General features: G+C 58.4%; 12 protein-coding genes. 7 read left to right on the plus strand and 5 right to left on the minus strand.

Going from position 1 to position 12,927, the window contains the following annotated elements:
• Nucleotides 1-7: 7 nt before the first annotated feature.
• Nucleotides 8-1,372 (minus strand): restriction endonuclease, encoded by a 1,365-nt coding sequence (locus B4589_RS16830; RefSeq protein ID WP_079235383.1) that lies wholly within the window; start codon nucleotides 1,370-1,372, stop codon nucleotides 8-10.
• Between the two features lie 168 nt (nucleotides 1,373-1,540).
• On the opposite strand from B4589_RS16830, the gene B4589_RS16835 reads away from it, so the two are divergent.
• Nucleotides 1,541-2,851 carry an RNA-guided endonuclease TnpB family protein gene (locus B4589_RS16835; RefSeq protein ID WP_079235382.1) on the plus strand — a complete coding sequence of 437 codons (1,311 nt, stop codon included), beginning with the start codon at nucleotides 1,541-1,543 and terminating at the stop codon, nucleotides 2,849-2,851.
• Between the two features lie 557 nt (nucleotides 2,852-3,408).
• Here the strand turns inward: B4589_RS16835 and B4589_RS16840 are convergent.
• Entirely contained in the window at nucleotides 3,409-3,951 is a 543-nt protein-coding gene (locus tag B4589_RS16840) for a hypothetical protein (protein WP_143414401.1), read from the minus strand.
• Nucleotides 3,952-4,055: 104 nt separating this feature from the next.
• Here B4589_RS16840 and B4589_RS16845 point away from each other — a divergent pair, with 104 nt between their 5' ends.
• Entirely contained in the window at nucleotides 4,056-4,616 is a 561-nt protein-coding gene (locus B4589_RS16845) for a CBS domain-containing protein (RefSeq protein WP_079235379.1), read from the plus strand.
• Nucleotides 4,607-5,200 (plus strand): amino acid permease, encoded by a 594-nt coding sequence (locus tag B4589_RS16850; protein ID WP_079235378.1) that lies wholly within the window; start codon nucleotides 4,607-4,609, stop codon nucleotides 5,198-5,200. The genes B4589_RS16845 and B4589_RS16850 overlap by 10 nt, the downstream gene beginning before the upstream one ends.
• Before the next feature lie 71 nt (nucleotides 5,201-5,271).
• Here B4589_RS16850 and B4589_RS16855 read toward each other — a convergent pair whose 3' ends face one another.
• Nucleotides 5,272-5,850 carry a plastocyanin/azurin family copper-binding protein gene (locus B4589_RS16855; RefSeq protein ID WP_079235377.1) on the minus strand — a complete coding sequence of 193 codons (579 nt, stop codon included), beginning with the start codon at nucleotides 5,848-5,850 and terminating at the stop codon, nucleotides 5,272-5,274.
• A 611-nt stretch (nucleotides 5,851-6,461) separates the two neighbouring features.
• On the opposite strand from B4589_RS16855, the gene B4589_RS16860 reads away from it, so the two are divergent.
• Complete coding sequence (locus B4589_RS16860) at nucleotides 6,462-7,799, plus strand: nitrate/nitrite transporter (RefSeq protein ID WP_255246181.1); 1,338 nt, start codon at nucleotides 6,462-6,464, stop codon at nucleotides 7,797-7,799.
• Nucleotides 7,800-7,865: 66 nt separating this feature from the next.
• Here the strand turns inward: B4589_RS16860 and B4589_RS16865 are convergent, their stop codons facing one another.
• Entirely contained in the window at nucleotides 7,866-8,699 is an 834-nt protein-coding gene (locus B4589_RS16865; RefSeq protein ID WP_079235375.1) for an RNA-guided endonuclease TnpB family protein, read from the minus strand.
• A gap of 148 nt (nucleotides 8,700-8,847) precedes the next feature.
• On the opposite strand from B4589_RS16865, the gene B4589_RS16875 reads away from it, so the two are divergent.
• Nucleotides 8,848-9,306, plus strand: coding sequence for a universal stress protein (locus tag B4589_RS16875; protein ID WP_158081198.1), 459 nt, complete (start codon nucleotides 8,848-8,850; stop codon nucleotides 9,304-9,306).
• Between the two features lie 445 nt (nucleotides 9,307-9,751).
• Here the strand turns inward: B4589_RS16875 and B4589_RS16880 are convergent, their stop codons facing one another.
• Nucleotides 9,752-11,560: a multicopper oxidase family protein gene (locus B4589_RS16880; protein ID WP_079235373.1), complete on the minus strand. Its 1,809-nt coding sequence runs from the start codon at nucleotides 11,558-11,560 to the stop codon at nucleotides 9,752-9,754.
• A gap of 440 nt (nucleotides 11,561-12,000) precedes the next feature.
• Between B4589_RS16880 and B4589_RS16885 the strand changes: the two genes are divergently transcribed.
• Entirely contained in the window at nucleotides 12,001-12,378 is a 378-nt protein-coding gene (locus B4589_RS16885) for a helix-turn-helix domain-containing protein (RefSeq protein WP_079235372.1), read from the plus strand.
• Nucleotides 12,375-12,656 (plus strand): hypothetical protein, encoded by a 282-nt coding sequence (locus tag B4589_RS16890; protein WP_079235371.1) that lies wholly within the window; start codon nucleotides 12,375-12,377, stop codon nucleotides 12,654-12,656. The genes B4589_RS16885 and B4589_RS16890 overlap by 4 nt, the downstream gene beginning before the upstream one ends.
• Nucleotides 12,657-12,927 lie beyond the last annotated feature (271 nt).

The raw sequence follows: 12,927 nt of genomic DNA on the forward strand, positions 1-12,927 counted from the left end.
AGCCCGCTCAGATGATGCCGCCGATGACGAGTAGTCCGACGACGATCAGCAGCGTCGCGACAACGCTTCCCCCGGCCAGCCACTTGTTCTCCATCGCCTTCTCGTGAAGCGGCATCGCGGCGTACTCCTCGCGGAACGCTTCGAGGTTCTCCTCGTTGTAGAAGTACTTCGTCTTCAGCGCGAACCGTTCCGTCCTCGCACAGCCCGTACAGACCGGCTCGCCTTCCAGCCGCTCCGTTTTGATGTGACTGGAGCAGGCGATGGCCCCGCAGTTCGGACAGTAGGTGTACGTCTCGTCGGTGCCGCTCGTGTCACAATGGACGCAGCGGTGGATGCCATCCTCGGCTGTCACTCGTGACGGGCCTGCCGCGTAGTACTCGTAGGGGTAGGTGTACTCCTGGATGTCGGTCGTGTGCAGAACCTCGGGGAGGTACACCGGCTCAATCGACTGGACCGAGATGTCCGAGCGGTTCGGCTCGCAGGTCTTGTTGTACGTGACGTTGTTGTCGCCGGTGTAGGTCACCGTCGTCGTGTGGTGTTGCTGGAGCCGCTCGACGGCCCATTCCTTGTACTCCGTTTGGGTCTGGCCGAACCGGCGCTCCTCAACGTCGTCGAATACTTCTCCGAACTGCTCGGTGTCGAGGTCGACCGTCGCGTGGAGGTTCTCGGTGACCAGCGTCGCGAAGTCTTCGTCGACGACCTGTGGCTGCCCGCGCTCGGCGTGGGCGACGAATCGAGTCCGGTCGTTGATCCGGTGGATGACGCCCACCGACGTCTCGAAGACAGCGTTCGTGTCCGCGGTGACAGCGACCACCGGGCGGAACGTCACCGATGAGTGTGGGTCTGGGAGGTCGGCGGCCTCGATGTTCTCGATGTCGCGGAACGCCTCCGTGACTGGCGCGTCGACGTCGGCGGCCGGATCGTACGGGCGGAGCGTCTCGTCGCAGAGAATCTCGATGCGACCGTTGTAGAGGTCGAGGCCGATCTCGTCGGCGATCTCCCGGAGATCCTCGCCATCGAGCAACTCGATTGGATGTGGGTCGTCGTTCTGCTGGAGGCGGTCGGCGTACTCCTGAGCAGGGTTCGTAAACCGGCCGGTCGTGACGACCATTCCGCGTTTCGGGCCGTCGAAGTCGAACGTCGCGATCGCCGAGTGGAGCTTCTGGACGACCGGCCGCCCGACCGTCCCCGTGTGCTTGCACTCGACGATGATCGCGCGCCGCCTGCCGTCGACGACTTCCTCCATGATGACGTCGCGCCCCTCGTCAGCCGTACGATCGGCCTGGCGGACGTTCTCGTAGCCGAGGTTCCGGAACACGTCCTCCATCACGTCCTCGAACTCGAACCCCGAGAGATCGTCCAGTACAGCCATCCTCAATTATGTGGATAGTGTGAGGGGAATAACCATCTCTTTTGCGATAGGATAAACCGACACAGCGAGCGGTAATTCACCGCCGATATAAGCCCGAAGATTCCACCGTTGTCAAACATTACCTTTACAATTCAGACAAGTATAACCTGTTATAGAGACATTCCGGGGATGTTGGAAATCCACCGTACCCACCGAGCGCGGATCCGCAACCATTCACAGGCGGTAGAGCCACTCGACCGGCACGGGTGGAGTGCCAGCAAACTCTGGAATGTCGCCAACTACTACTCCCGCCAAAAATGGAAGGACACCGGGGAAATCCCTGGTCACGAGGAACTCAAAAGCGAGCTGAAGGATCACGACAAGTACCGAGGGCTGCACAGTCAGTCCAGTCAGCGGGTTCTGGAGGAACTCGCTGAAGCCTTCAACTCGTGGTACTCCTCAGACGATGACCGGGACAACCCGCCTGGATACCGCAAACGCAGCTACTACGACGACCAAGGCCGCCGCGTCCACGAAGAACACCCGCGCAGCACGGTCACGTGGAAGCAGAAGGGCATCCGACACGACCCGAAACACAATCGCGTCCGCCTCAGCAAAGGCGCGAATCACAAAGACCACCCACGGGACCGCGATTACATCATCGTCGAATACGAGACGCGACCCGGCATCTCGGTCGAGAACCTGCAACAGGTTCGTGCCGTCTACGACAACGCGAAGGAACGCTGGGAACTCCACCTCGTCTGCAAAGACGAGATTGAGACGCCGGACGCACCCGGAGGGGAGACCGCTGGCATCGACCTCGGTATCTCGAATTTCGCCGCTGTCGCCTACAGCACGGAAGAGGCCGACTTATACCCGGGTAATCGGTTGAAACAGGACGGCTACTACTTCCCAAAGGAAATTGCCAAGTGTGACGACAGTGGTGGCGAGCGGGCGACACGGCTGCACCGGAAGTGGTCTGAGCGCCGCCGGCATTTCTTCCACGCCCTCGCCAAGCACATCGTCCAACGGTGTGTGGAGAAGGGCGTTGGCCGGGTCAACGTCGGAGATTTGAGTGGGTTGCGTGAGGATGAGAGCGGTGAGGCGAAGAACTGGGGACAGCACGGCAACCTTGACCTGCACGGGTGGGCGTTCGACCGGTTCACCTCGATTCTCGAATATAAGGCGAAGGCCGAGGGGATCGAGGTCGTGGAAGTGGACGAGGGTAGCACATCGAGGACGTGTTCTGTGTGCGGGAAAGAAGACGATGGGCAGCGTATTGAGCGTGGCTTGTACGTCTGTGAGGAGTGTGACGCAGCGTTCAACGCGGACGTAAATGGGGCGGAGAACATCCGTCTCGACATCAACGACAGCGCAAGTAACTCCGAGTCCCCGTCTGGGGATAGGAGTACCGGCTGGTTGGCCCAGCCCGGAGTCTACCTGTACGACCTCTCCTGCGGATTCGAACCGCAGGCCGAGGTGGTGGACTCTAAACCGTAATATCCCAACGCTCGGGAATCCCATCTCTTCAGGGGGTGGGAGGAGGTCAAGTGGACAGTACGTTGCCGAACGCTACGCCATCCTGTTTGTTGAACCCCTGAGAGGGGTGCGGGGGTCACCGAACCGCCCGCGAGCAACGATGAACGGGAATGTTCCTATGGCCAGTTCGGACTCGGTTCCAGTCGCATCGCCCGCACAGTTTCACCGAGACACAGTCGAATACGTCGGCTTCCGCGTCGACGGCCAAGCCGTCGTCCTGAACTTCTCGGAGCATCGGCGACTCTCCCTCGAGCGCAGTCTGGACCTCGTCAACCACAGTCTATCTGGCCGCCTAAAGAGACTTACGTGAGACGCGGTTGCACAACAGTTCCCGCGCTGGAGCCGGTAAATTAGTCAATATAGAAGGATCAGGGACAGTCTGGGAAATGATCTGGTCAGCATCTGTCAGAAGAGAGTTGCTGACTATAGAGTGTGTTCAGCACTTGACAACGTGCTCGGGTCGTTCGGCTACGGACGCTACGAGGGAGACGGAACGTACAGGAATCGTTGACGGAAGATCAGCTGTCCTCTGGCCAAGTACCATTCGTATCCGTACCCACGGAAGCCGCTATCGGGACGATGAGCGGAAGCGTGAAGAGTGCCCCCCATACAACGATCACGGCGACGAACGAGATGGATTCGAAAACCGTCCCGTCTGGGGGTGCGCCAGCGGGAGACTCGATTAGGGTGGCTGTGATACCTATCAGAGTCGTGAATACGAATACAGAGACAACCCCCGAGAAAGCGCCGGCTATGGGACCGTAGCGTGGGTTCGGTTCGTCCGGCATCGTCACACGCCAGACGACAGTCGCGACGGTCAGCGCGACAACGAGGGTGACGATCATTCCGAGGGTGGGGATGGGGCCTCCCCGGGACCCCGAACCAGAAAGGAGGTTCAAGAGGGCAAATAGAGCGGCAGCGACGTACGCCGACCCGGCGGTGGCGAGGCCCGCCCCAACATCTCGTCGAGACAGACCTAGATAGTCATTCATCTTCCAATCGGCGAACGTTTGCGGCCAATCAGTTATAAACGTTCGACGAACGACCGTCTCAACCGACACCGCTGACTCGTGACCGACTCGCGCTCTGTATTCAGCAGGACTGCTGAAACCTATCACCGATTGAGGGTTTCAACAAGGCCAATCGATTCAAAGCGGGGGAGGTGATGGACGAAAACCCGGCCACGATCGATCCGGCGGTGACCGTCGCCCAGTTAGCTGCGGCTATCGCAGCTACTGACGGAGCGACGTCGCAGTCGTCCCTAGCTAACGGCGGACTCGAGGAGCTCGCCGAGGAGTCCGAGTCGGTCGGAGACGCTGATCCAATCGAACTCGCCGAAAACCACGAGCGGACGATCCACGACGGCTTCCCGCTCGTCGATTCTGACGGGGACTTAACGGGGATTGTCACCTACGGCGACCTCATAAGAGCGATCGCGCGGGACCAAGAGGACCGACCGGTCGGAGGGTTCGGGACGCGTGACTTCGTCGTGGGATATCCGGACGAACGGCTGTTCGACGCCGTCGTCCGGATGGCCGAACACGACATCGAGCAGGTCCCAATCGTTAACAGGGACGATGAGGAAGACCTGGTCGGCTGGCTCGATGCACAGGACCTGATGACCTCCGCACTTCAGAAGCTGGAAGAAGAGCAGGTCCGGGAAGAAGGCCGGCTCAGTGGATATCTACGGTCGGATACCGACGGAGAGAGCTGGTCATGGCTGTAGCGCCGAGATTAGCCATCGCGGCCGAACCGTTCCTCGGTTCGATCGGGTTCATGCTGATTTCGGCAGCAGCGCTGTTCTCCACTGGAAGCGCCATCAACGCAACCTTGTTCAGCACGGCACGATTCACCAGTAGACTAGCGCAGAACGATCTCATTCCGGATCATTTGAGCGAGGACTCCGACGGGGACGAACCAATCCGGGGACTGCTGACAGTCGGCATTCTCGCCGCCGGATTCACCGTCGTCGGGTCGCTACAGGGGATCACTTCGTTCGCATCGCTCACTTTCATCGTCATCATGGGCGGCATGAACTACCTCGCGATTTCACACCGAACGAAGACAGAGATACGAAGTCTCGTTCCAGCTGTTGGGTTCGCAGGGACCGTAATCACGATTCCGCTGCTGCTGTGGCACCTCTACAGCAAGAAATTCGGCGTCTTTCTGTCCGTCATCGGTATTGTAATCATCGTAATTACCGTCGAGATACTCTATTTTGAGCGGGACTGGATCGTCTCGGAGGCAGACGAACTGAGTGACGGGGCTGGATCCCTCGACGCTGAGATAGAGTCTCAGACAGAAGACTAATTCAGCAGCAAATTCGGTGGCTGCAGCGGTCCAGAGTCACGATCCATCCGAACCGATCTCGGGGTGGTGGATCAGTCAGAGAAGTCGTTGAATGCGACTGATCCCTGGTCGACAATCGTCCCGCTCTCCGGTACGTCACCATCCGGCGGCATGCTCCCCTCGGCGGGACCGCCCGGTTCGCCGACAACGATGCGACCGACCATCCCGAGGCTCTTGTGCGGGGTACAGAAGTAGTCGTACGTGCCGGTCGTCTCGAACGTATGTTCGAACGTTGCACCCTCCTCGCTGAGGATGCCGCTGTCAAACACCGACGCCCCTTCGGGAATGCGCGTGGTCGACGCGGAGTCGATCGACTCATCGTATGCTGTTGCCGAGTGACTCCCACTGGCGTTCTCGAACGTGACGGTTGTGCCGGACTCGACGAAGAGCCCGATCGGATCGAAATAGTACTCCCCGTTCTCGGTGTGCATTTCAACCGTCGTCGTCGTCCCGCCGTTTGCCGAGCTATCCGTCCCTTCATCCGACGGCGTCTCAGTTCCGTCGTTTGAGGGCGATTCCGTCTCGGACGACGGACTGCTACAGCCGGCGAGCCCGGTCAGTCCAGCTGTCGCGGCGAACCCAGCAGTCTTCAGTACCTTTCGGCGTTCCATATTTCCCATTCATCACCCATACGGAGGACACTTTGCCGGATTCCCGCTGTCTGGGAATCCGCGTTCCGTTGACCTCGATTGTCACCGTAGTGGCTGTTTGGTCACTCCGCTTTCGTGAGTGCCGTCGAGATAGCGACGATAACCGCCGTCGGCGGTGGGTGAATTAGTGATCCTCGGAAGCCGGTTACAGCTATTTTCTACGGTTGGGGCCTCCAGAATTCTGAACATCGAGCGGATCAGTGCGCCACGACAGATGCAGCTATTCGAGGAACGGGGGGATACGTAACATGGGCGCTTCCGAAGGGCGACGAGGTGAGACGAACAATGGTTACGCCCTTTCAGTAGCAATCATCCGATTACTGATAGTACATCAATCTACAGCAGTTAATCACTACCGACAAGGAACTGAAGTTGTAGAATTCTGGCCCCCCAAAATTGACACTGATAAAATGATTCGACAGAAACAAGGGCCCATTGCGACGAAGCGAACGTTAGGAAGATGTCAACGACCAGAATCCCAGATGACCACCAGCATCGATATACAGGTTCTCACCGTGCCGGGGGGAACCAGACTATAGCACCAAGACTGGGGCAGATTGATCCAGGTGAAGATGACTGACCAACGCCAAGCTGCAGAAGCGAACGGTGTCGTAGGGACTCCGAGACGTGGGCTGTTTATGGCGACGTTTGGGTTTTTCGCGGGCTTGACCACGATCGTTTTCTACGGTGCCGCAGGTCCCATCTTCGAAGAGCATCTAGCTCTCACCGGCGTCTTCCACGGGTTGTTGTTGGGGTCGCCACACCTCAGCAAAGCAGTGCTGCGAATCCCTTTCGGTGCCTGGGTTGACGAGGCCGGTGGGAAGAAACCGATGCTCATTCTGTTAGCGTCGACAATCGTCGGCATCGCAGGTCTCGTCGTCACGCTGTTCCTGACGTATCCCGACGATTTCGGGATGCATCTGTACCCGCTGCTCGTGCTGTTCGGCCTTCTGGCGGGCGCCGGCGGGGCGACGTTCTCCGTCGGGATTAGCCAGACCTCCTACTGGTACCCCAGCGACAAACAGGGGTTCGCGATGGGCGCATTCGCCGGCGCCGGCAACATCGGGCCCGGACTGGTCGTCTATATCCTCCCCGTCCTGATCGGGCTGACGGGCCTCGCGATGGCATACGGAATCTGGCTCGCGTTCGTCGTCGCCGTCACCATCGTCTACGCCATCTACGCCGTCGACCCATACTACTTCCAGTTGCTCCGCCAGGGGAACGACCAGGAGGAAGCGAAGGAGACGGCGGACGAACTCGGCCAGGACATCTTCCCGTCGGGCAACACCTGGGAGTCACTGCGTGAATCCGCCTCGATCCGAAGAACGTGGGTCCTGGTGTTCCTCTACACGGTTTCCTTCGGCGGCGGCTTCACGTCGCTGTCGGCCTGGTTCCCCACCTACTGGGACCTCTTCCACGGGTTCGACCTGTCGATTGCTGGCCTCCTTGCGGGTATCTTCATCGTCTACGGCTCGCTGATCAGGATTCCCGGCGGCAGCATCAGTGACCGATTCGGCGGCGAGAACGTCGCCATCGCGAGCTTCAGCGTCATGGCCATCGGCGCCGTCGTCATGACCTTTGCGAGCGGATTCTGGCCTGCGTTCGTCGGGATGATGATCCTCGGCACAGGGATGGGTATCGCGAATGCTGCCATCTTCGAGTTGGTGCCGAAGTTCGTCCCCGAAGCTGTCGGCGGCGCCTCCGGCTGGATCAGCGGCGTTGGCGGCGGCGGGACGCTCATCATCCTCCCGGCGCTGGGCTACTACACTGACGTCTTTGGGCAAATCGGCTACGCACGCGGGTTCTCCCTGTTCGTCGTCCTGAGTGTGGTCTGTGCCCTGGTCTCGTGGGGGCTGAAGCGATACGAGCCTGACGTCGATGCGGAGGTTGACGAAACTCCTGTTCACTGAGGTGGTAATCCTAGGACGTCACTGGCAGTCCCAGATTTTGGGCGGCGACAATTCACTACGGAGCTGTCAGCGACCCACCGCTGAAGCGGTGGGCTTGTCGGTGGACTCCCGTTCGAACTCTAAACTGGAGTGGACGTTGGACACGTCGCTCACGTTCAACGTCCCCGACTTCAGGGCAAGCTGACCGTTGCCCAACCCAGAGGGGCGTTTGCCCTCCGGTAAAGCTATCAATCTGAGGCCGACGTTCTTCGCGGCGTTGTAGTCGCCGTCAACCTCGTACCCACACTCGTTGCATGCGAACCAGCTGTCCGAGTCACGGTTCGTGCTGGATTGATGGCCGCATTTCGAGCAGGTCTGCGAGGAGAAGGCCGGGTTGACCGACTCGACGCGGATACCGTACTCGGCGGCCTTGTACGCGATTTGCTCTTGGAGTTCGCGGAACGCCCAGTTGTGCATCTGCCGTTTCAGGCGGTCGTCGTGGGCGTCCATCCGCTCGCGGATGTGGGTCAGGTCTTCGACGGCGATGTACGCGCAGTCGTGTCGCAGGGCTTCCTCCACGATTCCGCGAGAAATGTTGTGCAGGCGGTTCAGGACGAAGCGGTTTTCACGCCCCGACAGTCGCTCTAACGCCTGCCGAGCGGAGCGTGTGCCTTTGTCCTGAAGGCCTCGCCGTACGCGGAAGTAGTCTTTCGTTGCCTGTTGTCCCCGTTCTTCGAGCGCGTTCAGAAGGTCATCGAAACTGGAGAATCCCTCACCCATACCGGAAACAGAAGGTGGCTGATCAACGATATAGAGTACGTGGAGGGTTGCATCATGGGTTTCAGCGAGGTCGAGTGCCATATCCACCGCTGGCTTGACCTGGTCACTACCGTCCGTCGGGATGAGTATTCGGTTGAACATACGTTGATGCGTGCCCCTCGGTACTAATTGGATTGCAATACGGATCAAGCGGCCGGTTACAGGCAAGGAGAAAGAGGAGGCGATGAGTTGCCGACGCCGAATGTTCGGCACCACAACTGTTACGGTGGTTGGGATGCTACCAATGCACATGTTTGATTCGCTCCTTCTCGCAACGGACGGGAGCGGAAATCGCCGGGCGATACAGCACGTGCTTGATCTCGCCACCCAGCATAATGCGACAGTACACGCACTCTACGTGATCGATATTGTCCGAAGTGGGCCTGGAATCATGGGACGGTCAAACACCGAATCAAGTCTTCATGACGAAGGGCGTGACGCCCTGGAATCTATCAGCCTCGCCGCACAGGACCGCGACATATCGATCGTCACCGAGATACGGGAGGGGAGGCCAGCCCGAGAAATCTGTACCTATGCGAACGAAGCGGACGTCGATTTACTCATTCTCAGCCCACACGGCCGGTCCGGTTTTGCCCGACTCCTCCGTGGGAGCGTCACGGAGCAGACGCTCCGCCAGGCAGAACAGCCAGTCCTGACAATACGAAAGGAGCCGGTCGGGGAGGGAATTGAGGTTCCGGCACAGAACTGAGATTCGACCACTTCGCCCTCGTACACCACTTGCTCGTAGGAGGATCGAACGGTACTGTCGGGTGTTTCGATCACGTGGGTCGGTCGCCACATACCGTCCAGGTCATACTCTGCCCCACGTTCCCAAGGAAATACCCGACGAGTGCCCACAGGAAACCACCCTCTAAGCCGTAAACCATGAATCCGACGACGGCACCGAGCACCCCGAGGCCGAATGCGAGATTCCGTATCACGAAGGACGGTGAGAGCACATTTTCTCTACAGGTGGTGACGAGGAGAGTATTGCTCCGAACATCTTCGCCTTGGCTCACGAACCGAACGGAGAGAAGTTTGAGCAATCTTCGATGGAGGCGATCGGATTCGTCGTGTCCGACTAGCACAGCGATCTGGATCCCTCTCTACGCTCGGTGCCGCCCCCCAGCCCGATTCCCACTTCGTGTTCGCTTTCAGGACCCGCCATCGTCGTCAGACTTCGGCAGGACTCTGAAGGGGCGCATCATGTCGTGGTCTTCGTGTTCGAGCATGTGGCAGTGCCACATGTACCAGCCAATCTGATCGTTGAATAGCCCCTCAAACTCCCCGAAGTAAACGATCACGTGGGTCACCTCGCCTGGGTTTACATTGATGACGTCGTTCCAGCCCGTTTCTTCCGGTGCCGGAGGTTCGAGCGCCTCGACATCGATCATCTCCGCCTCAGGGTCATATTCACTGTACGGCTGTCGCCCAAGCATCTGGAAATGTACGAGATGCATATGCATCGGGTGTGACATTCCCGTCAGATTCGCGAAGCTCCAGATTTCCGTATCGTTGAGGGCCGGTTCTTCGGTAACCGGATCGTACAGTTTGTGCGGTGAGGACTCCGCATCCGACCCGAGGAGATGTAAGGGTCGTCCGTAATCGTCAGAACTCATGGTCATCGGAAGGTACCGTTCCTTGTCGACCGAGTCGACGGGAATTTCTGGCACATTCGCCAACGTACTCGGGACCTGGCTCCGATCGTCGACGCCATCGGAGGCGACGTCGAGAAGCATCACGTCGGGGAGCGGCTGCTGATTTCCGGTATTTATGTCCGGGCCACGGTAAGGCGCCCTGGCGTCGTTGTGAACTAGAAGCGTCTGCCCGGCGTAGTCCGAGAAATCAACGACGACATCGGCACGCTTGCCGGTGCCTATCTCGAGACGATCCTCGATCGGAGCTGGTGCAGGTAGCAGCCCCCCGTCGTTTCCAATAAGGGTGAACGGAGGTCCGCTCGTTTCGGTCGTTTCGGTCGACTCGTCGTACTCGAACAGCTTCAGGTTGTAGTATCGACAGTTCGAACCGTTGAGGATCCGAAATCGGTACTTCCTCGGCTCTACCGACAGCCTGGGCCAGGCCTTCCCGTTGACGACGGATGTGTCACCGAAGAACTGCGGAACGATGCTCGGGGTTGGCTTCGACGAGTCGCTGTTCGTCCCCGAGCGGGCAGTCGGGTAGTATAACGAACCGTCGTCGTTGAAGCTGCGGTCCTGGAGCACGAGTGGAATTTCGTACTCCCCCGACGGCAGGCCAAGTGACTCTTCTCGGTCGTTTCGGAGGAGATAGAGCCCGGCCAGACCAGCGTAGACGTTCAGTCGAGTGATTCCGAGCGAGTGGTCGTGATACCAGAGCGTGGCCGGGGGCTGATCGTTCACGTAGTAGTAGTCTTTGTTCTCGAACTTCGGGCCAGTTTGCTCGAAGTCCTTCGTGAACCACGCTGTCGGCTTGCCGTCGCTCTGGTGTTCGATGTTCCCACCGTGAAGGTGGGTCACGACCCGCACGCCGGTACTGTCGTAAGGGATCTTGCTGCTGTGTATTGTCTCATCCACTGGCAGCAGATGCTCGTCTGGTAATTTGTTCTTCCAGCGTACTTGAACGGGTTCCCCCTGCCGTGCCTCTATTGTCGGCCCAGGGTACTGGCCGTCGTATCCCCAGACTGTTGTAGGTGGGAGGTTGGGATGAATTTTCTGCTCAACCTCGCGCATTTCCACCTCGTAATAGGGTGTCCCATCTTTCTCCCCAACTGGTTCAATGACACCTGGCCGGGGGACCTCAACGAGCCACTTTTCCAAATCAGGCGACGAATGCTCGGTTGCGACTGGTTGCGACTGAGTCTCTGTATTTCCAGAAGGTGCTGTACACCCTGCGAGACCCAGCGCGCCAGCACTGCCTGTAGCCGCTAAAAATTCACGCCGGGATAGGCCAGTTCCACGCGCTCCAAGATACTCACTCGTTCTCATGAGTAGACCCTTGTGGGCAGTGACAGTCAGTCAACGGCGGAATCCCGAACGGTGGGAATTCGCCGAAGTGGTCTATCGGTAGCGTTCCGATAGTTACGAATGGACCTCGATATGTCCTGAACGCTAGTGACCCGTTGCAACCGCGGGTCAGGTCACGACCAGGAAATCCTTGCAATCTGGTCGCCCAATGCAGGGACATGGTCAACAACGTAAATTGCGACAGATCACGGACAATCAACCCCTGTGCCCGACTTGACAATACAGACAGACCCATCCCGTGATTGCGGACTCTCCGGCGTCACTGTGGATGGTAACCCCCGAATCATGGATAGGATCGGGGCGTAACCCTATGTGTGACAGGGATCCTAGACTGGGGCAACTCCCGACATTAATGAATCATAATCGGATAACATATCCCGGATACAGTCCAACAACAGGTAATGGTGCGCGATTCAGTGTCATTCGAGGATTCCCCATCGTTGCGGACTGTCCTTGATGCGCTGGACGACGCCGATTGCCGGACCATCCTCCGTGAAATATCTGAACCCATGACCGCAACCCAACTAATCGAGACGTGTGACATTCCCAAATCAACGGTGTACCGAAAACTCGAACTTCTCAGTAAGGCCTCACTGGTTCGCGAGAGAGACACGATAAATCCCGGCGGCGGTCGAACTACGACATACGAGCGGGATTTCAACGATGTGATCTTCTCCATTGACGATTCCGGCGACTTATCGGTCACAGTCGAACGGCCACCGCGGAGCGCCGACGAACGACTCGAAGATATCTGGTCGAGAATGGGGGAGGAGCTATGATATGGGTCACAACAGCTATCGTCGTGGTGAAAACAGTGATATTGCTGTTAGGGAGCGGGATCACGTATATCGCATTTCGAGCCTATCGTCGAACCGGAACGCCTTCGCTCCGGGCGCTTGGCATCGGGTTTGGAATCATCACGCTCGGCGCGTTGCTCGCTGGTATCGCTCATCAAGTTCTCTCTGTGTCTCTGGAGATGGGAATCCTGATCAACAGCATCCTCGTAGCGGTCGGACTAGGCATCATTCTGTACTCGCTGTATCTCGAACGCGGATGAGCGACACGAACGCCGCTGAGCGATAGCCCGGTTTTGTGCGCCGTGAAGGGGTGCGGCGCGTCCTGACTGTCGGACAGGCCGAACTTGATTCGGTGATTTTCTATGACTACCACCAATGCATCGGTCTCTTTCGACGAGATCGACACACGACTAGACGAGATGCACAGTATGATTGAAGTCTACCCGTTTTGGCATAGGAGATTCTCCCTTTCTACCGAGAAGAACAAAATCACAATGACAGGAGCGTACCGACGGAGACAGCTGAGGATGT

Source organism: Halolamina sp. CBA1230, assembly GCF_002025255.2.
Lineage (GTDB): Archaea > Halobacteriota > Halobacteria > Halobacteriales > Haloferacaceae > Halolamina.

Excerpts from the sequence above, each read along its gene's own strand:
- B4589_RS16860 (WP_255246181.1), top strand. The coding sequence starts at position 6,462 with ATGACTGACCAACGCCAAGCTGCAGAAGCGAACGGTGTCGTAGGGACT.
- B4589_RS16875 (WP_158081198.1), top strand. The coding sequence starts at position 8,848 with ATGTTTGATTCGCTCCTTCTCGCAACGGACGGGAGCGGAAATCGCCGG.
- B4589_RS16890 (WP_079235371.1), top strand. The coding sequence starts at position 12,375 with ATGATATGGGTCACAACAGCTATCGTCGTGGTGAAAACAGTGATATTG.
- B4589_RS16885 (WP_079235372.1), top strand. The coding sequence starts at position 12,001 with ATGGTGCGCGATTCAGTGTCATTCGAGGATTCCCCATCGTTGCGGACT.
- B4589_RS16855 (WP_079235377.1), bottom strand. The coding sequence starts at position 5,850 with ATGGAACGCCGAAAGGTACTGAAGACTGCTGGGTTCGCCGCGACAGCT.
- B4589_RS16865 (WP_079235375.1), bottom strand. The coding sequence starts at position 8,699 with ATGTTCAACCGAATACTCATCCCGACGGACGGTAGTGACCAGGTCAAG.
- B4589_RS16835 (WP_079235382.1), top strand. The coding sequence starts at position 1,541 with ATGTTGGAAATCCACCGTACCCACCGAGCGCGGATCCGCAACCATTCA.
- B4589_RS16845 (WP_079235379.1), top strand. The coding sequence starts at position 4,056 with ATGGACGAAAACCCGGCCACGATCGATCCGGCGGTGACCGTCGCCCAG.
- B4589_RS16830 (WP_079235383.1), bottom strand. The coding sequence starts at position 1,372 with ATGGCTGTACTGGACGATCTCTCGGGGTTCGAGTTCGAGGACGTGATG.
- B4589_RS16880 (WP_079235373.1), bottom strand. The coding sequence starts at position 11,560 with ATGAGAACGAGTGAGTATCTTGGAGCGCGTGGAACTGGCCTATCCCGG.
- B4589_RS16850 (WP_079235378.1), top strand. The coding sequence starts at position 4,607 with ATGGCTGTAGCGCCGAGATTAGCCATCGCGGCCGAACCGTTCCTCGGT.